The sequence below is a fragment of the Streptomyces sp. NPDC001513 genome, assembly GCF_042894695.1.
Taxonomy (GTDB): Bacteria; Actinomycetota; Actinomycetes; order Streptomycetales; family Streptomycetaceae; genus Streptomyces.
Genome location: NZ_JBIAVU010000007.1, coordinates 186,352 through 209,100 on the forward strand (window position 1 = coordinate 186,352; position 22,749 = coordinate 209,100).

Genomic DNA, 22,749 nt, shown 5'->3' on the forward strand with positions numbered 1-22,749 from the left:
ACAAAGGCATGGAGGAGAACATGGAAGCACTGCGTACGGTCGGCGTGGCCGGCGCCGGCGTGATGGGCCGCGAGGTGGCCCAGGTACTGGCCCAGAACGGACTGCGCGTCGTCCTCGTCGACATATCCGAGGAGGCGCTGGCGGGAGCCCGCACTGCCATCGATCAGAAGGTCCGATTCCAGCGGCTGCTGGGCGCCGGCGGACCGGTGGTCCCGGCGGCCGAGGTACTGGAGCGCATCACCTTCGCCACCGACTACAGCGGGTTCACCGAGGTGGACTTCGTCATCGAGAACGTCACCGAGGACTGGGACACCAAACAGCGGGTGTACGCGGAGATCGACCAGCTCTGCCCGGAGCACGCGGTCTTCGCGGTGAACACCTCGTGCATCCCGATCACCAAGGTCGGCGGCTCGGTGTCGCGCCCGGACCGGGTCATCGGCACCCACTTCATGAACCCGGTCACGCAGAAGCCGGTCGTCGAGGTGATCCGGGGGCACCACACCTCGGACGCGACCGTCGACACCACGCGGCGGCTGCTCGCGGCGATGGGCAAGGAGGGCATCGTCGTGAACGACTCGCCCGGCTTCGTCTCCAACCGCGTCCTCATGCTGACCATCAACGAGGCGGTCTTCCTCCTCCAGGACGGGGTGAGCACCGCCGAGGACATCGACCGGATCTTCGTGACCTGCTTCGGCCACACGATGGGACCGCTGGAGACGGCCGACCTCATCGGCCTGGACACGATCCTGCTCTCGATCGAGGGCCTGTACGCGAGCTTCGCCGACAGCAAGTACCGGCCGTGCCCGCTGCTGCAGCGGATGGTCCACGCGGGCCTGCACGGACGCAAGAGCGGTCGCGGCTTCTACGACTACGGCGGCCGGGCCACCGCCTGACCGGGCCCGCCCCGCCGCCCTCCCGCCTCCCTCCCCTCTCCCCTTCCCTTCTCCGCTCCTTCCCACCACACCCATCACAGAGAGGTCCCGATGGACGCCATCAAGTCCGCCACCAGGGAATTCATCGGCAAGTACGTGCGCAACCGCGAGCTCGCCGACAGCGACGACCTGTTCGCCTCCGGGTACGTCAACTCGCTCTTCATCATGCAGCTGGTGATGTTCGTCGAGAGCGAGCTGGCGACCCCGGTCGCCGACGACGACCTGGAGATGGACAACTTCCGCAGCGTCGACGCCGTGGTCGCCTTCGTGGCGCGCAAGGCGACGGCCGGACATGCCGCCTGACGACCACGGGGGACGCACGATGCAGTTGACGGCACGGCAGGAGAGCCTGTTCGCGGAGGCCCGGTCCTACGTGGCACAGGACATCGCTCCGTACGCCGGATCATGGGACGAGAACCAGGCCGTGCCCGAGGAGGCCGTCACCGGTTTCGCCGCGCGCGGCCACCTCGGCGCACTGGTGCCCAGCGAGTACGGCGGCGCGGGGCTCGACGCGGTCTCCTTCGGTCTGCTGAACGAGGCGGTCGGCGCCGGCTGTTCGTCGATGCGCAGCCTGCTGACCGTGCACAGCATGGTGGTGCACGCGGTGACCCGCTGGGGCGGCGAGCGGCAGCGCGCCCACTGGCTGCCCCGCCTCGCGAGCGGCGAGAGCGTCGGTGCCTTCGGCCTCTCCGAGGCCGGGGCCGGCAGTGACGCGGGGCAGCTGCGCACCACCGCGGAACGCCTGCCGGAGGGCGGCTACACCCTGACCGGCCACAAGATGTGGACCACCTTCGGGCAGCGGGCGGACGTCTACCTGGTGTTCGCCCGCCTGGAGGGTCGGATCACCGCGTTCCTCGTTGGACGCGACGCACCCGGGCTGGACGTCGTACCCGTCACCGGCATGCTGGGCACCCGGGCCTCCCTGCTCGCGGAGCTGCGGCTGGAGGACTGCCGGGTGCCGGCCGACGCCGTCGTGGGACGGCCCGGATTCGGCCTGTCCGCGGTGGCCACGAGCGCGCTCGACATCGGCCGCTACAGCGTGGCGTGGGGGTGCGTCGGCCTGCTCGCCGCCTGCGCGGACGCGTCCATGGCGCACGCGGACGAGCGCGTCCAGTTCGGCAAACCGCTGGGCGAGCACCAGCTGGTGCGCCGCATGATCGCCGACATGGTCACCGACACGACGGCGGCCCGGCTGCTGTGTCTGCGGGCGGGCCGGCTGAAGGACGCGGGCGACCCGGAGACCGTGAACGCGACCTGGATGGCCAAGTACTTCAGCTCGGTCAAGGCGTTCCGCGCGGCGGCGGACACCGTACAGATCTTCGGGGCCGCGGGCTGCGCGGAGGGCCACCCGGCCCAGCGCATGCTCCGGGACGCGAAGGTCATGGAAATCATCGAAGGAAGCACCCAAGTGCAGCAGGACTACCTGGCGCAGGCCGCCCTGCGGGAGCGTGCCGTATGAGCGAGACCCGCAAGACCGTGAAGTGTGTCGTGTGGGACCTGGACCACACCGTCTGGGACGGCGTGCTCCTGGAGGACGGGAAGGTCGCGCTGCTGCCCGGCGTCGCCGACGCCATCCGCACCCTCGACGCGCGCGGCATCCTCCACTCGATCGCCAGCCGCAACGACCACGCGGCCGCCATGGCCCGGCTCGAAGAGCTCGGCCTGGCCGAGTACTTCCTGCACCCGCAGATCAACTGGGGGGCCAAGTCGGAGTCCTTGCGCTCCGTGGCCGAGGCGCTGAACATCGGCCTCGACGCGATCGCGTTCATCGACGACCAGCCCTTCGAACGGGACGAGGTCTCCTTCGCGCTGCCGCAGGTGGTCTGCCTGGACGCGGCCGCGGCGCCCGAACTGACGCGGATGCCCGAGCTGATGCCGCGGTTCGCCACCGAGGACTCCCGGCGCCGCCGCGAGATGTACCGGGCGGACCAGGTCCGCAAGGAATCCGAGGAGAGGTTCGGCGGGGCCCAGGACGAGTTCCTGGCCGGCCTGGACATGCGGTTCGAGATCACCCCCGCGGGCGAGTCCGACCTCCAGCGCGCCGAGGAACTCACCGTCCGCACCAACCAGTTGAACACGACGGGCGTCACCTACTCCTACGAGGAGCTCGACGCCTTCCGCACCTCGGACCGCCACCTCCTGCTGACCGCCTCCCTGACCGACCGGTACGGCCCGTACGGCACCATCGGACTGGCCCTGGTCGAGACCGGCGAGGAGGACTGGCACCTCCGGCTCCTGCTGATGTCCTGCCGGGTGATGTCGCGCGGCGTGGGCACCGTCCTGATCAACCACGTCAAGCGGCGGGCCCGGGACGCGGGCGCCCGCCTGATCGCGGACTTCGTGCCGACCGACCGCAACCGGATGATGTACGTCTCCTTCAAGTTCAACGGCTTCGACGAGATCTCCCGCGAGGACCACCTGGTCCGGTTCGCCGCAGACCTGTCGTCCATCCCCCCGGACCCCGCGTACCTGGAAGTCCGGGCATCGGCCTGACCCGGTTGAGGCGGCCGGCTCCCGCCTCGTCCCACCCGTTTCCGTACCCCTAGGACACATCGTGAAGCTCTCCCAGAAGAAGGCACTGGTCACCGGAGGCTCGCGCGGCATCGGCCGCGGGGTCGTCGAGCGCCTCGCCGCCGAAGGCGCCGACGTGGCCTTCACCTACCGCGAGCGGGAGGCGGAGGCCAAGGAGGTCGTGGCGGCCGTCGAGGCCGCGGGCCGCACCGCGCACGCCATCCGCGTGGACCTCACCGAGGTCGCCGAGGTACGCCGCACCGTACGGGAGGCGCACCGGCTCCTGGGCGGCCTGGACATCCTGGTGAACAACGCCGCGGCGGCGGCCACCGCGACGCGCATCGACGCGACGACGGAGGAACAGTTCGACGGGGCGATGGCGGTCAACGCCCGTGCCGTGTTCTTCGCCCTCCAGGAGGCGTCGCGGCTGATGAACGACGGCGGCCGCGTCATCAACCTCTCGACCGCCAACACCGCGCTGCCGGTGCCCGGCGTGGCGCTGCACGCGGGCAGCAAGGCGGCCGTCGAGCAGTACACCCGCGTCGCGGCCCAGGAGCTCGGCCCGCGCGGCATCACGGTCAACGCGATCTCGCCCGGGGCCACCGACACCGAGCTGCTGCGGGCCAACATCACCCAGGAGGGCATGGAGCTGGCCGTCAAGATGACGCCGCTGGGCCGGATCGGCGAGCCCGCGGACATTGCCGGCGTGGTGGCCTTCCTCTGCGGCCCGGACGGCGGCTTCGTCAGCGGCCAGAACCTGCGCGTGACCGGCGGCATGGTCTGATCCCACCGCGCCGACCACAGCCGAGAGCCCGACAGGCCGTCCGACCTGTCGGGCTCTCGGCTGTCGCGGGACGCGGACCTAAGCGGTGCTCAGTTCCTTGGCCGCGGGCTCCTCGGCCGTGTCCGCGGGTGCCTCGCGCTCGCGGCGTGCCGCCAGGCGCTCGCGCCACGACCGGACGCGCCGGAAGAGCGCCTCGTAGTCGGCGTCACGCAGGATCACTGCGTCGACGGCCATCATGACGAGGCCGAAGGTCATCAGGCCCATGCCGGCCATGATGCCGATGTGCATCCCCAGGATGCCCAGGACGACCCCCTCGCGCAGCCAGCGCCGTGAGGTGAACGCCGCCGGAACGACGAGCAGTTGCACGACGATGGTGAAGTAGGTGATTAGCGTCGTCAGCACCACGCTGTCCATCAGCTGGGGGAAGGCCGAGCTGTACGTGTACTGCCAGACGTTGCTGATGTAGTACAGCGCGGTGCCCTCCTGCCACTGCGGCGCGGCCACCTTCCACAGCGCGGAGACGACGTAGACCACGCACGCCTGGAAGACGATCAGTACCGCGGCCGTGTTGTGCAGCGAGGTCCGCAGGTGCGGCCGGCCGGCGCGCTGCTCCAGCCGGGCGCGGACGCGGCGGGAGAGCGGGCTGAAGCGGGCGTTGACCGTGGCGCCCATCAGCAGGATCAGCACGATGCCGGTGAGTGCGTCGCCGCCCTCCCACATCGTGTAGTTGCGGTGGTGGATGGAGGTCATGAACACCGCGTGCACGATCGTCAGGCTGCGCGAGCCGAACACCGTCCAGGCGAGGGAGACCGCCAGTCCGGCGAAGAACACCAGGTTGAACCAGGTGCTGCTGTCGCTGAGCGCGTACAGCGAGAAGATGTTCTTGTCCTCGACCAGGGCCTTGAAGCCCGCGAAGCCCGAGTAGCCGTCCGGGCCCCAGAGGAACTCCCGGTAGGGGATGTTGGAGACGTAGTACAGCGTGGTGCTCAGGCCCAGCAGGATGCGGCAGAGCGAGAGGCCGACGAGGTACTTCGGATGGCTCGAGACTCCGCGCAGCGCACGCGCGGCGGACGTCTTCAGCTTGTCCACGGCTGGGCTCCCGGCTGGTAGTCGAACCATCCGAGGTCGGTGAACACCTCGGGGCGGGGCTCCTCGGACGAATGGCGTGCGGCGAAGCGCTGCACGGGCGTGTACGTGTAGTAGGCGCGCAGCCGGGTGATCCTGCCGTCCAGGTGGAGCTCGTCCACCAGCGGGGACAGGACGGTGGCGGCGTCCTTCTTCGCCGCCTCCCGCAGGGCCGTCAGCTCGCTCTGCTGCCCGGAGAAGTCGGAGAGGGCCTTCCTGCGGGCCTCGTCGACGGCCGCCTCCTTCTCGTGCAGGCTGCCCTGCTCGACGCCGAGGTACAGGCCGACCGCGCCCATGCGGTTCGGCGCGAGGCGGATCTCGCGCGCGGTGCCGGCCATCTCGCGGGACAGCGACGCCGGCTCGGTGGTGTGCGTACCGGTCTCGTTCTCGTACTCGACCTGGTAGAAGACCTCGCCGTTGTAGTCCACCGAGTACGGCGCGAGGAGCATCCAGCTCTGCCGGAAGTAGGTGTCGGCGACGGGTGCCACCGTCTTGTAGGCCTCGGTCCGCGCGGGCGAGACCGGGGCGTTGACGATGAGCGTCATACCGACGAAGGCCAGGCCGAGCAGGGGCGGCAACGCCATGCTCAGCAGCCTCCACCGGCTCGTTTCGGCGTGTGGTGCCGTCATGACCGGGGCTCCTCTTCCTGCACGGCGGGCCGGGGGCGGGTGCTGCCGCCGATGCCCCAGAGGTGGGCGGGGACGGGGGTGAGGACGATCCAGGTCTGGTCCCGGATCTCCTCGCCGAACACGTTCACCGTCGCCTGGGTGAGCTGTTCGACCAGCTCCCGTTCGGTCTGTTCGGTGAGGCGCTGTTCGAAGATCTTGACCTCGATGAAAGGCATGGTGGTTCCTGTCTGTTCAGACGGCGGCGGGCGCGGCGCCGCCGGGGTTCGGGGCCGCGCCCGTGACGGCGGTGAGGGCGGCGGTCAGGGCGTCGACGAGGTGATCGACCTGGGAGTCCAGCAGTCCCGGGTGGCAGGGCAGGTTCATGTGCTGCTCGAACCAGAGCCGTTCCGCGACCGGGCACTCGCCGGGACCGTGGCCGCGGAAGCGCCACTCCGGCGTCAGGTGCAGCGGGAAGTAGCGCAGCTGGACCTCCACGCCCCGCGCGTCGAGCTCGCGCAGCAGCGCGTCGCGCGTGTCGCGGTCGTGCACGAGGAAGGTGTAGAGGTGGTAGGCGTGCCGGACGCCCTCCGGTACGGCGAGCGGCCGGGCCTGCGGGAACGCCGAGACGACCGCGTCCAGCCGGCGGGCGATCAGCCGGCGGCGTTCCACCAGCTCGTCGAGGCGGTCGAGTTGGGCCAGGCCCACCGCGGCCGCCGCCTCGGACATCGTGGCGTTCGTGCCGGCGTTGCGGATGCCGGAGCAGGCGCGGTCGTAGATCTCGTCGGCGAACATCATCCACGGCAGCGCGGCCGGTGCCGCACCGGTGTCCGCCCCGTGCCGGACGTAGTCGCCGTCCACCTCGTTGTTGCGGTAGCGGCCCACCCGCTCCGCCCAGTCGTCGCGCTCCAGGGTGATCATGCCGCCCTCGCCGAGGGTGGTGATGTTCTTGGTGGAGTGGAAGCTGAAGGTCGAGATGTCGGCGAGCGAACCGGGCCGGCGGCCGTGGTAGTCGGCGCCGAGCGCGTGGGCGCTGTCCTCGATCACCGTGATCCCGCGGGGCCGGGTGAGCTTCATGACGGCGTCCATGTCGGCCGGGCAGCCGCCGTAGTGGACCAGGATCACCGCCCGGGTCCGGTCGGTGAGCAGCGGCTCCAGCGCCGCCGGGTCCATGTTCAGGGTGAGCGGGTCGATGTCGCAGAACCTGACCTCGACGTCCAGGTCGAGGAGCGGCTGGATGCTGGCCTGGAAGGTCTGCGGCGTCACCACGACCTCGTCGCCCGGCGCCAGGTCCAGCAGCCGGATGGCGATTTCCAGGGCCACGGTCCCGCTCGTCACCGACAGGGCGTGCCGGGCGCCGACGTAGCGGGCGAAGGCCTCCTCGAAGGCCTCCCGCCACCCCCCGGCGGAGAGCGTGGCGTCGGAGGACACGAGCTGTCCCAGGACGTCCAGTTCGCGTGCGCCGATGACGCTGCCTCGACGGCCGCCCGGCACGGCGTAGCGTTGCTGCATGCGGAGGTACCCCCATGACTGAAAGGCGTCCCGCACCGTGCGGGACGTGGGCTGTTGGGTGCCCGCGTGACGGGGTCGGCGGTGTGGGGCACGCGGGCGTTCGTGGCCGTTCGGCCGATGCCTGCCCGGTCGGGCCGGGGCCGGCTGTCAGCCGGCGGCGGCCATGCGCTGCGCGAGCTCCGCGGACAGCGCCTTCTTGTCGACCTTGCGGAGTCCCGTCAGGGGGAAGGCGTCGATCACCTCAAGGCGGTCCGGGAGCTTGTACTCCGCCAGTCCGCGGGCCCGCAGCAGGCGCTTGAGCTCGGGCAGGCGGGGCGGTTCACCGGCGGGGACGATGAAGGCGCACACCCGCTCGCCCATGAGCTCGTCGGGCATCGCCACCACCGCGGCCTGCTGGATCCCCTCGTGCGCGGCGGTGACGTGCCGCTCGACCTCGGTCGCCGAGACCTTGTCGCCGCCCCGGATGATGACGTCCTTGACGCGGCCCTGGACGACCATGTCCCCGTCGTCGGTGAGGCGCACGAGGTCACCGCTGCGGTAGAAGCCGTCCTCGGTGAACGCGCGGGCGTTGTGCTCCTCGGCCCGGTAGTAGCCGGGCAGGGTGTACGGCCCGCGGGTGAGCAGCTCCCCGGTCTCGCCCGGGGCCACGGGGCGGCCCTCGGAGTCCACCACGCGGATCTCGTCGGCGGGGGAGATGGGCCGGCCCTGGGTGGTGAGCACCCGGTCGAGGGGGTCGTCGTAGCGGGTGAAGGTCAGCAGGCCCTCGGCCATCCCGAACACCTGCTGGAGCTGGCAGCCGAGGGTCGGGGTGATGCGTGCGGCGACCTCGGGGTGGAGCTTGGCGCTGCCGATCTGCAGGACCTGGAGACTGCTCAGGTCCCGCTCGCTCCACTCGGCGGCGTCCAGCCACATGTGGGCGATGGTCGGCACACACGAGGTCATGGTGACCCGCTCCCGCTCGATGAGCGCGAAGCACTCGTCGGGGTTGGGCGTCCTGGCCAGTACGACCGTGCCGCCCGTGCTCAGGGTGCCGAGCACGCCCGGGCAGCCCCAGGTGAAGTTGAACTCGATCGGCAGGACGGCGAGGTAGACGGTGTCGCCGTCGAGCTCGCAGACCTCCGAGGCGGCGCGGATCTGGTAGCCGTAGTCCTCGTGGGTCCGCGGGATCAGCTTGGGGAGCGCGGTCGTGCCGCCGGACAGCAGGAAGAAGGCGGCGTCCGCCGGGTCCGCGCCGGCCGGCGCGTCCGGGGCCGGGACCGGGGCCTCGGTCGCCGACAGCTCGGCCAGTGAGCCGTGGGGGCCGGGGTCGCCGAGGACGAACACCTCGCGCAGGGTCGGAACCGAGGCGAGGACCTCCGTGGCCAGGTCGCGGTGGTCGAAGCCCTGGTGGACGTCGGGGACCACGTAGGCGACGGCGCCGGAGTGCGCGCACAGGTGGCTGATCTCGTGGTGCCGGTGCGCGGGGAGCGCGAAGACGGGCAGTGCGCCGAGCCTGAAGAGACCGAAGCAGACGGCGACGAACTCCGGGGTGTTGGGGAGCTGGACCACGACGCGGTCGCCCGGCCCGATGCCGCGCGCGGCGAAGCCCGCCGCCAGCCGGTCCGCCCACGCGTCGAGCTCGGCGTACGTGACGCGCCGGTCGCCGCCGACGAGGGCGGTCCGGCCGCCGTACGCCGCCGCCCAGCCGCGCAGCAGCTGCCCCAGCGTCTCCTCCCGCCAGTACCCGGCCTTCCGGTATGCCGCCGCGGTGGCCTCAGGCCAGGGAACGCATCCGTCAAGCATGTGAAGTCCTTTTCTCCAGCCATCGCAAACGACGGCTTCCGAGGCTTATATTTTGGTGATGTTAACCGAGGCCTCAGAGTTCGGAAACCGTGAATATCGGACGCTTTAGGACTCGACGCTGTGCATGAATAGCTCTTCTTAAGAGTCTTTTTAGAGGGGGCGGCTAGGGTCGATTCAAGTCAGTCGTCAGACGGATCCGAACGGTGCGGTGCAGCGAAATTGAGCAAGCAGGGTGTAATTCCGGATAGCAAGCCTGAGCTGCAGCGTATGCTCGCCGAGCGGCTCGGCGTCAATCCATCCGAAGTGGCGGACGACGTCAATCTCCAGGATCTCGGCATGGATTCGATCGGCGTCATGGGCATGGTCTCCGGATGGCAGCGAAACGGCCTTCGGGTCGATATCGCCGAATTCACCGCGGCGCCCAGCCTCAAGGCCTGGTGGCAGCTCATCTCCGGATAGTTCCCGGAGAGGTCCCCGCAGAGCACAACATGTCATCCATCAGTAATCCATCGGAGTCATGATGCAATTCGGCGTGAATTTCTTTCCCGTGGTCGACCCGGCGAGGAAGAGCGCGAGCGACTACTTCGACGAGGCCCTGCGGCTGGTGAGCCTGGCCGAGGAGCTCGGCTTCGAGCACGCGCAGTGCGTGGAGCACTACTTCTCCCCGTACGGCGGCTACATGCCGGACCCGGTCACCTTCCTCACCGCGGCCGCCGCGCGCACCAGCCGGATCCGCATCGGCACCGGCGCGGTCATCCCCGCGTTCACCCACCCGCTGAAGCTGGCCGGCAAGCTCGCGATGCTGGACAACCTCTCCCACGGGCGGCTCGACGTGGGCTTCGGCCGGGCCTTCCTGCCGCAGGAGTTCGAGGCCTTCGGCATCGACATCGACGAGAGCCGGGCGCGGTTCGCCGAGGGCGTCGAGGTCTGCCGTCGCCTCTGGTCGGAGCAGGACGTGGTGTGGGAGGGCTCCTTCCACCGGTTCGGGCCCGTCACGATGCTCCCGGAGACCGTGCAGAAGCCGCACCCGCCGATCTTCATCGCCTCCGCGATGAGCCCCGACTCGTGCGCCGCCGCGGGCCGGGCCGGCCACCACCTCCAGGTGGTGCCGTCCGTGACCTCCCGCGAGCAGCTCCAGTCGATGCTGGCGGGCTACCGCGAGGCCTGGCGGGAGGCCGGCCACCCGGGCACCCCGCGCATCCAGATCAAGTACACCTGCTACGTGGCCGAGGACCGGGCCACCGCGCTCGACCTCGCGGAGACGTTCGAGGTCAACTACGTCGAGCACATGGCCGAGGCGGTGGCGAGCTGGGGCCGCACGCGCAGCGACGCGTACCAGGGCTACGAGAAGTTCGTGGAGAAGGTCAAGAAGTACGACTTCCGGCAGTCGCACGCCGACAACAAGGTGCTGGCCGGGACCCCGGACGAGGTGCGCGAGCAGATCGCCGTGCTCGTCGACTGGTTCGGCGCCGACCCCACGCTCAGCCTCCAGTTCAACCCCGGCCACATGCCCTACGAGGACGCCGAGCGCGCCATGAGGCTCTTCGCCGAGCACGTCATGCCCGCGTTCACCGGCCTGGAGCAGGCCGGATGACCCACGCCTCCGACGCCGACGTCGCGGTGGTGGGCCTGGGCGCCTGGGGCTCCTCCGCCCTGTGGCAGCTGGCCTCGCGCGGGGTGCGGGTGCTCGGCTTCGAGCGGTACGGCCTGGGCCACCCCTTCGGCGCGTCGCACGGCGGCAGCAGGATGTTCCGGGTCACCTGCCTGGAGCACCCCGGTCTCGTGCCGCTGGCGAAGCGGTCGCGGGAACTGTGGCAGCAGCTGGAAACCCGCACGGGCCGCGCCCTCTTCGACCAGGTGGGCGCGGTCCTCATGGGCCCCGCGGACGGACACATCGCGGGCGGTTCGCTGCGGGCCGCCCGCGAGCACGACCTGCCCGTGGACACCCTGACCGCCGCCGAACTGAGCCGGTGGCTGCCCCAGCACGCGGCCTTCCAGGACGGCGACATCGGGGTCCGCGAGCCGGAGGCCGGGCTGATCAGGCCGGAGGAGGCCGTCCGGGCGGCCGTCGGCGCGGCGGCCGCGGCCGGTGCCCGCGTCTTCACCGACACCCGAGTCACCGAGATCGAACTGACCGCGGACGGCGCGGTGGTCCGCACCCCCGTCCGCGACTTTCGCGTCGGCCAGGTCGTGGTGACGGCGGGCCCCTGGCTCGACACCCTCGTACCCGGCCTGCCCCTGGAGACCGTACGCGTCCCCCAGACGTGGTTCCGGCCGACCGGCGACCCCACGCCCTTCACCCTCGACCGACTGCCGCCCTTCATGCGGGAGCTCGGCGGGCGCGGCGCCATCTGGGGCCACGGCTCGCGCGGCGGCCCCGACGTCAAACTCGGCCTGGAGGACGGCGGAAGCGCCTTCCGGGTCACCCCCGCCGACGACTGCGACCGCGGGGTCACCCCCGAGGACTGGACCGCGGTGGCGGGCCTGCTGTCCGAGGCCGTCCCCGGCATGGGGGCCGCGCCGTCGCGGACGGAGGTCGGCATGTTCGCCCGCACCCCCGACAAACAGTTCCTCATCGGCCGACCGCACGGCGACCCGCGCCTGGTCATCGGCGGCGGCTGCAACTTCCACGGCTTCAAACACTCCACCGGCATCGGGGAGGCACTGGCCGACATCGTCCTCGGCCGGCCGACCAGCTGTCCGCTGGACTTCACCGATCCCAACCGATTCCTGTAAGTCCTCGCCGGGAGAAAGTCTCAAGCATGCGTGACAGGGAAGAGACGCGCCGGCCGCTCACCGGAGCCCAGCTCGGTGTCTGGTTCGCCCAGCAGGTCGATCCTGCCAACGCGGCCTACAACACCGCCCAGTACGTCGAGGTCGAAGCCCCCGCCGACGCGGCCCGCCTCGAGCGGGCGCTGCGGCGCGCGCTGGCCGAAACCGATGCCCTCAACGTGCGGTTCGCCGTGCACGACGGGCAGCCCCGGCAGCTGCCGGAACCGGCGGCCGCCGGGCCGTGCCTCGACGTGGTCGACCTGAGCGCCGACGCCGACCCGGCGGCCGCCGCCGACCGCTGGATGCGCGAGGACGCCGCCACCACCGTGGACCTGCTGCGCGGACCGCTGTTCCGCAACGCCCTGCTCGTCCTCGGACCCGACCGGTTCCGCTGGTACCTGCGCTGCCACCACACCCTCCTGGACGGGTACGGATTCCGGCTGCTGGCCATGCGTACCGCGGAGGTCTACACGGCCGAAGCGGCCGGGACCGAGCCCCGCCCGCGCTGGTTCGGCGCCCTCGGCGACCTCGCCGGCGCCGAGGCCGACTACCGGTCCTCCGAACGCTTCGGGGCCGACCGCGCCCACTGGGCCGAGCGGATGGCCGGCGCCCCGGACGCCGTCACCCTCGCCCGCCGGCCCTTCGACGGCCCGGCCGTCGCCCCCCTCACCGCCGGCCCCGCCCACGTCCCCGCCGGGCAGCGGGAGGACCGGGCCGACCTCGTGGTCGCCGCGCTCGCGGGCTACCTGCACCGCATGACGCAGGCCGAGGACATCACGCTGGGCATCCCCGTGGCCGGCCGCTGGGGCGCCGCCGCCAAGACCCCCGGCGTCGTCGTCAACGTGCTGCCCCTGCGGCTGTCGGTGCCGCGCGGCACCACCGTCGCCACCCTGCTCGCGCACACCTCCGAGCGGTTGCGCGAGCTCCGCCGCCACCAGCGGTACCGCAGCGAGGACGTCCTGCGCGACCTCGGCATGGTCGGCCGGCAGCTGACCGGCCCGCTCGTCAACATCAAGTACTACGACCGGGAGCTGCACTTCGCCGAGGACCGGGCGACCGTCGCCACGGTCGCCCCCGGCCCCATCGACGACCTCTCCGTCGTCGTCGGCGACGACCCGGAGACCGGCGTCCTCACCGTCGCCTTCGAGGCCAACCCGACCCGCTACGACGAGGCGGAACTGGCCGCCCACCACCGGCGGTTCACCGGATTCCTCGCCGCCTTGGCCGAGGCGGACCCCGGCACCCCGCTCGGCCGGGTACCGGTGCCCGCCACCGCCCCGCGCCCCGCCGCCCACCGCGCACCGGTCCCCGCACCGCGCGGCGCCACCCTCCACGAGGCGTTCGAGGCCCAGGCCGCACGCACGCCCGACCGCACCGCGGTGACCAGCGGCGCGACCCGGCTCGACTACCGGCAGCTCAACGAGCGCGCCAACCGCCTCGCGCGCCTGCTGCTGAGCCGCGGCCTGGGCCCCGGCCGGCTCGCCGCCCTGGCCCTGCCGCGCGGCGCGGACCTGGTGACCGCGCTGCTCGCCGTACTCAAGACGGGCGCGGGCTACCTGCCGCTCGACCCCCAGTACCCCGTGGACCGGCTCCGGTTCACGCTCGACGACGCGGCCCCGGCCCTGGTGCTCTCCGACGCCGGCGCCGCCGACCGCGTACGCGGCGCCGCCGACCTGCTGCTCCTGGACGACCCGGCGGTCGCCGCCGAGCTGAACGGGCTCCCCGGCAGCGACCTGACCGCCGCGGAGCGCCCGCCCGGCGCCGGCCCGCAGGGCCTGGCCTACGTCATCTACACCTCCGGCTCCACCGGCCGCCCCAAGGGGGTGGCGGTCACCCACCACAACGTCCTGCGCCTTTTCCAGCGGACGGACCACTGGTTCGGCTTCGGCGCCGAGGACGTGTGGACCCTCTTCCACTCCTACGCGTTCGACTTCTCCGTGTGGGAGATCTGGGGACCCCTGCTGCACGGCGGACGGCTCGTCGTCGTGCCCTTCGACACCAGCCGCTCCCCGGCCGACTTCCTGCGCCTGCTCGTCCGGGAACGGGTCACCGTCCTCAACCAGACCCCCTCCGCCTTCCACCAGCTCGTCGCGGCCGAGCGGGAACGCCCGGACCTCTCGGGGCGCCTCGCGCTGCGCTACGTCGTCTTCGGCGGCGAGGCGCTGGAGACGCACCGCCTGGAGGACTGGTACGACCGCCACGGCGACGACGCGCCGCGCCTGGTCAACATGTACGGCATCACCGAGACCACCGTGCACGTCACCTACGCCGCCCTCGACCGCGAGACCGTGCGGGCCGCCCGCGGCAGCGTGATCGGCGAGCCGATCCCGGACCTCGACGTGTACGTGCTGGACCGCGAGCTGCGGCCGGTGCCGGAGGGCGCCACCGGAGAGATCTACGTGGCCGGCCCGGGCCTGGCCCGGGGCTACCTCGGGCGCCCCGGACTGACCGCCGAACGCTTCGTGGCCGACCCCTTCGGCGCCCCCGGCAGCCGCATGTACCGCACCGGCGACCTGGCCTGCGTCCAAGACGACGGCAGCCTGTACCACCTCGGGCGGGCGGACGGCCAGGTGAAGATACGGGGCTTCCGCATCGAACCCGGCGAGATCGAGGCGGCGTTCGAACGCCACCCGGACGTCGGCCAGGCCGCCGTGGTCGTCCGCGAGGACCGGCCCGGCGACCGGCGCCTCGTGGCGTACGTGGTGCCGGCGGCCGGCGCGCGACCCGACGCGGCCGGGCTGCGCCGGCACGCGGAGCGGATCCTGCCCGCCCACATGGTCCCCGCCGCCGTCGCCCTGCTCGACGCGCTGCCGCTGACCGCGAACGGCAAGCTCGACCAGCGGGCCCTGCCCGCGGTCGCCGCCACCGCGGCCGCCGCGGACACCCCCGCGACGGCCGGGGGGAGCGCGCACGAGGCGACCGTCGGCACGCTGTTCGCCGAGGTCCTCGGCCTGCCCGCGGTCGGCCCCCGGGACAACTTCTTCGACCTGGGCGGCCACTCGCTGCTCGCCGCCCGGCTCATCTCCCGCATCCGGACCGAACTGGGCGTCGAACTCGCCATCGGCGGGCTCTTCGAGAACCCGACGGTCGCCGGGATCGCCGGCCTCCTCGACGACGCGGACGCGGCCGTGCCCGCCCTGCTGCCGGCGCCGCGCCCCGAGCGGGTGCCGCTGTCCTTCGCCCAGAGCAGGCTGTGGTTCCTCAACCAGGTCGAGGGCCTCGCCGCCACGTACAACGTCCCGCTGGCGATCCGGCTGTCCGGACCGCTCGACGGGAAGGCGCTCGACGCCGCGCTGGGAGACGTGATCGACCGGCACGAGAGCCTGCGCACGGTCTTCCCGCAGACCGCGGGCGTCCCGCACCAGCACGTCCTGCCCGCGGGCGACCGCCCCGTGGGGACGGTCGTCGTCGAGTGCCCGCCCGAGGAACGGCCGGACCGGATGCGGGCGGCCCTGGCACAGGGCTTCGCGCTGGAGAGCGAGCTGCCGCTGCGGGCCTTCCTGTTCCGCACCGGACCCGTCGAGCACACGCTCCTCGTGGTGATGCACCACATCGTCGCGGACGGCTGGTCCGTCACCCCGTTCACCGAGGACCTCGCCACCGCCTACGCGGCCCGGTCCGAGGGCCGCGCGCCGGCCTGGCCGGCCCCGCTGCCCGTGCAGTACGCCGACTACGGCCTCTGGCAGCGTCGCGTCCTGGGCGACGAGCGGTCCCCCGACAGCCGGATGGCCCGGCAGCTCGCCCACTGGACCGAGCGGCTGGCCGATCTGCCGGAGGAGCTGTCGCTGCCCGCCGACCGGCCCCGCCCGCTCGCGCCCGGCCACGGCGGCGGCACCGTCGGCGGCCGGGTCGACCCCGCACTCCACACCCGGCTGACCCGCCTGGGACGGGACCGCAGAGCCACCCTCTTCATGGTCCTCCAGGCCGGTCTCGCGGCCCTGCTGACCCGGCTGGGCGCGGGGGAGGACATCCCGCTCGGCACCCCCGTCGCGGGCCGCGCCGACGAGGCGCTGGACGAGCTCGTCGGATGCTTCGTCAACACCCTCGTCCTGCGCACGGACACCTCGGGCTCGCCGACCTTCAACGAGCTGCTGGAGCGGGTCCGCGGCACCGACCTGGCCGCCTACGCGCACCAGGACCTGCCCTTCGACCGGCTGGTGGAGGTCCTCAACCCGCCCCGGTCACTGGCCCGGCACCCGCTCTTCCAGGTGATGCTGGCCCTGCGCGAACCGGCCCGGGACATCACCGGCATGCCCGGGCTCACCGCCCGCGTGGAGCCGTGCGACACCGAGACCGCGCGGTTCGACCTGTCGTTCGTGTTCGCGGAGGCCCCCGGAGAGGACCGGACGCCCGGCGGCATCGACTGCTCGCTCCAGTACAGCGGCGACCTCTTCGACAGGGGGACCGCGGAGCGGCTGCTGGCCCGCCTCGTACTGCTGCTGGAGGCGGCGGCCGACGCCCCGGACGTACCGATCGGCCGGCTGGAGATCCTCACGGCCCAGGAGCGGGAGGGCCTGCTGGAGACCTGGCAGGGACCGCGGCTGGAGGTCGCGGACACGACCGCCGCCGCACTCTTCGAGAAGCAGGCGGCCCTGGTCCCGGACAAGACGGCCGCCGTCTTCGAGGGCGAACGCCTGACCTACGCCGAGCTCAACGCCCGCGCCAACCGGCTCGCCCGCCACCTCGTCGGGCAGGGCGTCGGACCGGAGCAGGTGGTCGCGCTGGCCGTGCCGCGCTCCCTGGAGATGGTCGTCGGCATGCTCGCCGTCTTCAAGGCCGGGGCGGCCTACCTCCCCGTGGACCCCGACTATCCCGCCGACCGCATCCGCTACATGCTGGAGGACGCCCGCCCCTCCCAGGTGCTGACGACCGCCGCGGCCGCCCACGTGCTCCCCGGTACCGCCGCCCCCCTCCTCCTGGACGCCCCGGAGACCGCGTCCCGCGTGGCGGCCCTGCCCGCCACCGATCCGACGGACGGCGAGCGCCGCGCTCCGCTGCTCCCCGACCACCCCGCGTACGTCATCTACACCTCGGGATCCACCGGGCGGCCCAAGGGCGTGGTGGTCTGCCACACCGGCATCCCCAGCCTGCTCGCCAACCAGATCGAACGATGTGCCGTCGGACCGGACAACCGGGTGCTGCAGTTCGCCACGGCGAGCTTCGACGCCGCCTTCTGGGACGTCGCCATGGCGCTGTTCACGGGCGGCACCCTCGTCCTGGCCCCCGCCTGGCGACTGCTGCCCGGACCCGAGCTCTCCCGGCTGGCCGCCGCCCACGACATCACCCATGTGACGCTGCCGCCGTCGGTGCTGGCGATGCTGCCGGTGCAGGGCGGCCTGCCGGCGTCCACCACGATCGTCGTGGCGGGCGAGGCCACCCCGGCCGACCTGGTCACGCGCTGGTCGCACGGCCGCCGGATGGTCAACTCCTACGGCCCCACCGAGATCACGGTCTCCTGCGCGATCAGCCCGCCGCTGGACGCGACCGGAGAGCTGCCGATCAGCCCGCCCTCGATGAACACCCGCCTCCACGTCCTGGACGCCGGACTGCGGCTGCTCCCGCCCGGCGTGCCCGGCGAGTTGTACGTGGCGGGCCCCGGCACGGCCCGCGGCTACCAGGGCCGCCCCGACCTCACCGCCCTGCGCTTCGTGGCCGACCCGTACGGTCCGCCCGGAACCCGCATGTACCGCACGGGGGACCTCGCCCGCCGGCGCCCCGACGGCCGCCTGGAGTTCCTCGGCCGGGCCGACGACCAGGTCAAGATCCGCGGCTTCCGGGTCGAACTCGGCGAGATCGAGGCCGCGTTGAGCGTCCGCGAGGACGTGGTCCAGACGGCGGTCGTGGTCCGTGAGGAGGGGCCCGGCGACCGGCGGCTCGTGGCGTACGTGACGCTCGCCCCCGGCGGCGCCGCACCTCAGGACCTGCGGGCGTGGCTGGCCTCGTCGCTGCCCGACCACATGGTCCCGTCGATCGTCGTCGCGCTGGAAGCGATGCCGCTCACCCGGTCCGGGAAGATCGACCGCGTCGCGCTGACCGCGCGCCCGGTGTCCTGGACGACGGGCGCCGCCTCGTACGTCGCCCCCGGCGAGGGGCTGGAGCGCCGCATCGCCGAGGCGTGGTGCGCGGTGCTCGGCCTGGAACGGGTCGGCAGCCAGGACAACTTCTTCGACGTCGGCGGCCATTCGCTGAGCCTGATCGCCCTCCAGCAGCGGCTCGTCGAGGAGCTCGGCCGCCCCGTCCCGGTCGTGGACCTGTTCGCCCATCCCACGGTGGCCGCGCTCGCCGCGCACCTGGCCACCGCCGCCGACGGCGATCCGGCGGCCCGGAGCGGCGACGCCGACCGCGCCCGGCAGCGCGCCGGACTCCAGCAGAAGGCCATGGCTCGCCGGGCCGCCCACAGGAACGGAAAGGGAGCGCAGCGCAATGGCTGACGACTTGCAGACGGTGCGGGACCTGGACATCGCCGTCGTCGCGATGGAGGGCCGCTTCCCCGGGGCCCGCGACGTGCGGGAGTTCTGGGCCAACCTGGTGGCCGGCGAGGAGTCCGTCCGGCCGGTCCGCGACGAGGAGTACCTCGCCGCGGGCGGCGACCCGGCCGCGCTCGACGACCCGTACCTGGTCAAGGCGGCCGCGGCGATGGACGGCGCCGACCTCTTCGACGCGGACTTCTTCGGCCTGCGGGCCGAGGAGGCCGAGATGATGGATCCGCAGCAGCGGGTCTTCCTGGAGGTCTGCCACCACGCCCTGGAGCAGTCGGGCCACGACCCCGACCAGTTCGACGGGGTGATCGGGGTCTACGGCGGTGCCAGCCAGAGCAGGTACTACCTGTCCCATGTGCGCCCCCGCTTCGACGAGTCCACCGACCCGCTGCGGGCCTGGTCGGCGTCCATGGGCAACGACCCCGGCGTCTTCGCCACCCGCGTCGCCTACGCGCTCAACCTGACCGGGCCCGCGCTGACCGTCCAGACGGCCTGCTCCACCTCGCTCGCCGCGATCCACCTCGCCTGCCAGGACCTGCTGTCCTACCGCTGCGACGTGGCGCTCGCCGGCGGCTCGTCGATCAACCCGTCCGCCCGGCGGGGCTACCGCTACACGCCCGACGGCCCGTTCTCGCCCGACGGCCATCTCCGCGCCTTCGACGCGCGGGCCGAGGGCATGGTGCCCGGCGACGCCACGGCGGTGGTCGTCCTGAAGCGGCTGACGGACGCGGTGGCCGACGGCGACCGCATCCGGGCCGTCATCAAGGGCACCGCGGTCAACAACGACGGCAGCCGGAAGATCGGGTTCACCGCGCCCAGCCCGCTGGGCCAGGCCGAGGTCGTCCTCGCCGCCCACGCGGCCGCCGAGGTCGACGCCGACACGATCGGCTACGTGGAGGCCCACGGCACGGGCACCCCGGTCGGCGACCCCATCGAAGTCCAGGCGCTCACCCGGGCGTTCGCGGAGACCACGCGGCGCACGGGCTTCTGCGCCATCGGCTCGGCCAAGACCAACGTCGGGCACACCGACGCCGCGGCGGGCGTGGTCGGCCTGATCAAGGCGGCCCTGGTGGTGGAGCACGGGAAGATTCCGCCCACGCTCCACTACACGTCCCCCAACCCGCTCATCGACTTCGCCTCCTCTCCCTTCCGCGTCCAGGACCGCCTCACCGACTGGCCGTCCGGCCCGACCCCGCGCCGCGCGGGCGTGAGCTCCTTCGGCATCGGCGGGACGAACGCCCACGCCGTCCTGGAGGAGCCGCCCGCGCTCCCGGCGCGTGCCGGCGACGGCGGGGACGGCGAGGACTGGGTCCTGCTGCCCTGGTCGGCCCGGTCCGCCGGAGCCGCCGACCGCCTCGGCGCCCGGCTCGGAGACCACCTCGCCCGCACCCCGGACCTGGCGCTCGGCGACGTGGCCCACACCCTGCGCGCGGGCCGCCGGACCTTCCCGCACCGCCGGTTCGCGGTCTGCCGCGACCGCGACCAGGCCGTCGCGCTGCTCGGTGCCCCCGGGTACGCCGCCGCACCGCCCGCCGACGGTCCGGCCGAGCGGCCCGTCGCCTTCCTCTTCCCGGGCGGCGGCGCCCAGTACGAGGGCATGGGCCGCGGCCTGTACGCGACCGAGCCGGTCTTCAGGGAGGCGCTGGACCGCTGCGCCGCCATCCTGGAGCCCGTCCTGGGCTTCGACGTACGGGCCGCCCTGCACCGCGGGGAGGAAGGGCCCCGCTCCAGCCTGCTGCCCGGGCTGGTCGCCACCGAGTACGCCCTCGCCACCCTGCTGATGTCCCGGGGGGTCCGGCCGCAGTCGCTCATCGGGCACTCGGCGGGCGAGTACACGGCCGCCTGCCTCGCCGGCGTGATGTCCCTGGAGGACATGCTGCCGCTGGTCGCCAAGCGGCAGTGGCTGCTGGAGCGGGCGGGCGGGGTCGCGGTGAGCGTGCGGCTCGGCGAACGCGACCTCGACGCCCACCTCACCGACAGGGTCTCGCTGGCCACCGTCAACGCGCCCACCCTGTGCACCGTGTCGGGCCCGGAGGAGGACATCCGGGAACTGGAGGAGCGCTGGGAAGCCGACGGCGTCGAATACCAGCGGGTCCACTTCCCCAGTGCCGTGCACTCCTGGCTGCTCGACTCCATCCTGGACGACTACGCGGCCGAACTCGCCAGGATCACCCTGCACCCGCCGGCCGTGCCCTTCGTCTCCAACGTCACCGGTACGTGGATCACCGACGCGGAGGCGACCAGCCCCGACTACTGGCTGCGGCACACCCGCCGGACCGTGCGCTTCGCCGACGGACTGGCGACACTGCACGCGAGCGGGGAGCCCGTACTCGTGGAGGTCGGACCGGGCCGGATCCTGACCCGGTGCGCCCAGGAGCAGTTCGGCGACGCCGTGCCGACGGTGGAGACCATGCGCCACCCGCGGGCCGATCAGCACGACCAGCAGGTGCTGCTCACGGGGCTGGGCCGGCTCTGGCAGCTCGGGGCCGGGCCGACCCCGGACGGGGGGACTGGCCGGGACGGAGCGGACCGGCCCGGGGGCCGCCGTGTCCCGCTGCCCGGCTACCCGTTCGAACGGACCCGCCACTGGCTCGACGAGGTCCGCCCGGCCGCCCCCGCCCCCGCCGCGGGACCGGCCCCGGAGCGCGACCTGGCGGAGGCCGAACGCGCACTGCGCCGGACCACCCCGGTGACCACGGTCGCGGCGCGACTGCGCGAGGACTTCGACCGGCTCGCCGCGCTGAGGGCCACCGCCTTCCTGCGAACGGCGGGCGTGGACACCACGCCGGGCCGCCGCCACACCCGGGAGGACCTCATCGGCCACCTCCGGCCTGTCGGGCCCTACGGCAAGCTGCTCGACGCCCTGCTGCACATGCTCCACGAGTCGGGCGTGCTGGCCCGTGAGGGCGATGAACTGTGGTTCACCGCCGGCGGCAGCGGCACCGACGTCACCGACACCGCGGAGCAGGAGCGGCTCACCCGGTCCGTGACCGGGCGGCTCCCGTCGCTGGCGAAGGACCTGGAGCTCCTGGACACCTGCCTGGCGGCCTGTGCGGACGTGGTGCGCGGCGACACGGACGGCACCGCCGTGCTGACCCCCGACGGGCGCGCCGACCTCACCGCCGACGTGCTCGAAACCCACATGGACGAGGGCGACTTCGCCCTCTACCGCACGCTGCTCGCCGACCAGGTCGCGGAACTGGCCCGCGCGGCGGGCGGCCGCCCCTTCCGGATCCTGGAGGTCGGCGCCGGACGGGGACGGCTGACCTGGGCCGTGGCCGAGGCCCTGCGGGGCATCCCCGGCGTGCGGTACCACCTCACCGACCTGGGCCGGTCCTTCGTGCTCGACGCCGAGCGCGAGGCCGTACGGCGCGGCATCGACTTCATGTCGTTCGGCGTGCTGGACGTGGCGCGGCCGCCGGCACCCGGCACGCCCGGCGACCCCTTCGACGTGGTGCTCGCCTTCAACGTGCTGCACATCCCGTCCGACCTGCGGGACTGCGTCCGCCACGTCGGGCGGCTGCTGGCCCCCGGCGGCCGGCTGTACGCGCTGGAGACCGTACGCATGCCCTGGGCGTCAGAGCTCTCCGTGGGACTGCTCCCGCAGTGGTGGGCGTTCGCCGACGACCTGCGCCGGCACTCGCCGATCCTGCCGGCCGCCGGGTGGCGCGCACTGCTGGCCTCGGAGGGCTTCGAGGACGTACGGGTCCTCAGCGACGAGCGGGAGGAGCGGCCGCTGATCCCGCACGCGCTCATCGCCGGCCGCCGTCCCGCCGCGCCCGCCCACGAGCCCGTCGCGCGGACCCCCGCCGAGCCCGCCCGGACGCCGGAGGAGTCCGCCGCGCCACGGCAGGCGCGGCCCGCCCTGCGCGACGCCCACCGGGCCCCGTCGACCGACACCGAACGGATCGTCGCCCGGCACTGGGAGGAGCTCCTGCGCGTCGACGGCATCGGGGCCGACGACAACTTCTTCGACCTCGGCGGGGAGTCCCTGCTCGCGCTGCGACTCGTCAAGCGGCTGCGCGACGAACTGGGCGTCGAGCTGCGGGTGAAGAAGCTTATGGAGAACCTCACCGTCGCGGCGATGGCCGCCGAGGCCGACGCGCTGCGCGGCCACGCGGACGAGGCCCCGGCCCCCCGGATCTCCCGCAGTGCCCGCCGGGGGCGGCCCGCCGGCTGATCGCCCGCCCCCACCGCCGAAGTCCCGTCCGAGTCCCGAACCACCGGCGCAGAGCCGGGTGCTAGTC

15 protein-coding genes are annotated in these 22,749 nt (G+C 72.9%); 10 read left to right on the forward strand and 5 right to left on the reverse strand.

The window, feature by feature from the left end; all coding sequences use genetic code 11:
* The first annotated feature begins 20 nt into the window (after positions 1 to 20).
* The 5 genes from ACFYZ4_RS17660 to ACFYZ4_RS17680 all read left to right on the forward strand — a co-directional run bounded on the left by ACFYZ4_RS17660 (position 21) and on the right by ACFYZ4_RS17680 (position 4,227).
* On the forward strand, positions 21 to 893 hold the full coding sequence (locus ACFYZ4_RS17660; protein WP_390784283.1) for a 3-hydroxyacyl-CoA dehydrogenase family protein: 873 nt from the start codon (positions 21 to 23) through the stop codon (positions 891 to 893).
* Positions 894 to 983: 90 nt separating this feature from the next.
* Entirely contained in the window at positions 984 to 1,235 is a 252-nt protein-coding gene (locus ACFYZ4_RS17665) for a phosphopantetheine-binding protein (protein ID WP_351584595.1), read from the forward strand.
* Entirely contained in the window at positions 1,225 to 2,391 is a 1,167-nt protein-coding gene (locus ACFYZ4_RS17670) for an acyl-CoA dehydrogenase family protein (RefSeq protein WP_384342196.1), read from the forward strand. The genes ACFYZ4_RS17665 and ACFYZ4_RS17670 overlap by 11 nt, the downstream gene beginning before the upstream one ends.
* Complete coding sequence (locus ACFYZ4_RS17675; RefSeq protein WP_384342194.1) at positions 2,388 to 3,425, forward strand: HAD-IIIC family phosphatase; 1,038 nt, start codon at positions 2,388 to 2,390, stop codon at positions 3,423 to 3,425. Before ACFYZ4_RS17670 ends, ACFYZ4_RS17675 begins: the two co-directional genes overlap by 4 nt.
* A gap of 61 nt (positions 3,426 to 3,486) precedes the next feature.
* A complete protein-coding gene (locus tag ACFYZ4_RS17680) occupies positions 3,487 to 4,227 on the forward strand; it encodes an SDR family oxidoreductase (protein ID WP_384342192.1) in 741 nt (246 codons plus the stop codon).
* Between the two features lie 78 nt (positions 4,228 to 4,305).
* On the opposite strand, the gene ACFYZ4_RS17685 is transcribed toward ACFYZ4_RS17680, so the two are convergent.
* The 5 genes from ACFYZ4_RS17685 to ACFYZ4_RS17705 form a co-directional block, all read right to left on the reverse strand.
* Positions 4,306 to 5,316 (reverse strand): hypothetical protein, encoded by a 1,011-nt coding sequence (locus ACFYZ4_RS17685; RefSeq protein ID WP_384342190.1) that lies wholly within the window; start codon positions 5,314 to 5,316, stop codon positions 4,306 to 4,308.
* Positions 5,304 to 5,981: a DUF5819 family protein gene (locus ACFYZ4_RS17690; protein ID WP_390784284.1), complete on the reverse strand. Its 678-nt coding sequence runs from the start codon at positions 5,979 to 5,981 to the stop codon at positions 5,304 to 5,306. The genes ACFYZ4_RS17685 and ACFYZ4_RS17690 overlap by 13 nt, the downstream gene beginning before the upstream one ends.
* The gene (locus ACFYZ4_RS17695; RefSeq protein WP_390784285.1) at positions 5,978 to 6,196 is read right to left on the reverse strand and encodes a 4-oxalocrotonate tautomerase family protein; all 219 of its coding nucleotides are present in this window, start codon (positions 6,194 to 6,196) and stop codon (positions 5,978 to 5,980) included. The genes ACFYZ4_RS17690 and ACFYZ4_RS17695 overlap by 4 nt, the downstream gene beginning before the upstream one ends.
* Positions 6,197 to 6,212: 16 nt before the next feature.
* The gene (locus ACFYZ4_RS17700) at positions 6,213 to 7,469 is read right to left on the reverse strand and encodes a DegT/DnrJ/EryC1/StrS family aminotransferase (protein WP_384342186.1); all 1,257 of its coding nucleotides are present in this window, start codon (positions 7,467 to 7,469) and stop codon (positions 6,213 to 6,215) included.
* 147 nt (positions 7,470 to 7,616) lie between these two features.
* Entirely contained in the window at positions 7,617 to 9,251 is a 1,635-nt protein-coding gene (locus tag ACFYZ4_RS17705) for a (2,3-dihydroxybenzoyl)adenylate synthase (RefSeq protein WP_384342184.1), read from the reverse strand.
* A gap of 219 nt (positions 9,252 to 9,470) precedes the next feature.
* Between ACFYZ4_RS17705 and ACFYZ4_RS17710 the strand changes: the two genes are divergently transcribed.
* From ACFYZ4_RS17710 to ACFYZ4_RS17730, 5 genes are all read left to right on the forward strand, one after another.
* Positions 9,471 to 9,710: a phosphopantetheine-binding protein gene (locus ACFYZ4_RS17710; RefSeq protein ID WP_390784286.1), complete on the forward strand. Its 240-nt coding sequence runs from the start codon at positions 9,471 to 9,473 to the stop codon at positions 9,708 to 9,710.
* A 73-nt stretch (positions 9,711 to 9,783) separates the two neighbouring features.
* The gene (locus ACFYZ4_RS17715) at positions 9,784 to 10,845 is read left to right on the forward strand and encodes an LLM class flavin-dependent oxidoreductase (RefSeq protein WP_384342180.1); all 1,062 of its coding nucleotides are present in this window, start codon (positions 9,784 to 9,786) and stop codon (positions 10,843 to 10,845) included.
* Positions 10,842 to 11,987, forward strand: coding sequence for an N-methyl-L-tryptophan oxidase (gene solA / locus ACFYZ4_RS17720; protein WP_384342178.1), 1,146 nt, complete (start codon positions 10,842 to 10,844; stop codon positions 11,985 to 11,987). Before ACFYZ4_RS17715 ends, solA begins: the two co-directional genes overlap by 4 nt.
* 26 nt (positions 11,988 to 12,013) lie before the next feature.
* A complete protein-coding gene (locus ACFYZ4_RS17725) occupies positions 12,014 to 18,454 on the forward strand; it encodes an amino acid adenylation domain-containing protein (RefSeq protein ID WP_390784287.1) in 6,441 nt (2,146 codons plus the stop codon).
* Entirely contained in the window at positions 18,447 to 22,682 is a 4,236-nt protein-coding gene (locus ACFYZ4_RS17730) for a type I polyketide synthase (RefSeq protein WP_390784288.1), read from the forward strand. Before ACFYZ4_RS17725 ends, ACFYZ4_RS17730 begins: the two co-directional genes overlap by 8 nt.
* Positions 22,683 to 22,749: the final 67 nt, after the last annotated feature.

Bases quoted from the DNA above. Each gene is read 5' to 3' on its own strand.
- ACFYZ4_RS17730 (WP_390784288.1), top strand. From the start codon at position 18,447: ATGGCTGACGACTTGCAGACGGTGCGGGACCTGGACATCGCCGTCGTC.
- ACFYZ4_RS17695 (WP_390784285.1), bottom strand. From the start codon at position 6,196: ATGCCTTTCATCGAGGTCAAGATCTTCGAACAGCGCCTCACCGAACAG.
- ACFYZ4_RS17700 (WP_384342186.1), bottom strand. From the start codon at position 7,469: ATGCAGCAACGCTACGCCGTGCCGGGCGGCCGTCGAGGCAGCGTCATC.
- ACFYZ4_RS17705 (WP_384342184.1), bottom strand. From the start codon at position 9,251: ATGCTTGACGGATGCGTTCCCTGGCCTGAGGCCACCGCGGCGGCATAC.
- solA (WP_384342178.1), top strand. From the start codon at position 10,842: ATGACCCACGCCTCCGACGCCGACGTCGCGGTGGTGGGCCTGGGCGCC.
- ACFYZ4_RS17675 (WP_384342194.1), top strand. From the start codon at position 2,388: ATGAGCGAGACCCGCAAGACCGTGAAGTGTGTCGTGTGGGACCTGGAC.
- ACFYZ4_RS17690 (WP_390784284.1), bottom strand. From the start codon at position 5,981: ATGACGGCACCACACGCCGAAACGAGCCGGTGGAGGCTGCTGAGCATG.
- ACFYZ4_RS17665 (WP_351584595.1), top strand. From the start codon at position 984: ATGGACGCCATCAAGTCCGCCACCAGGGAATTCATCGGCAAGTACGTG.
- ACFYZ4_RS17725 (WP_390784287.1), top strand. From the start codon at position 12,014: ATGCGTGACAGGGAAGAGACGCGCCGGCCGCTCACCGGAGCCCAGCTC.
- ACFYZ4_RS17670 (WP_384342196.1), top strand. From the start codon at position 1,225: ATGCCGCCTGACGACCACGGGGGACGCACGATGCAGTTGACGGCACGG.
- ACFYZ4_RS17660 (WP_390784283.1), top strand. From the start codon at position 21: ATGGAAGCACTGCGTACGGTCGGCGTGGCCGGCGCCGGCGTGATGGGC.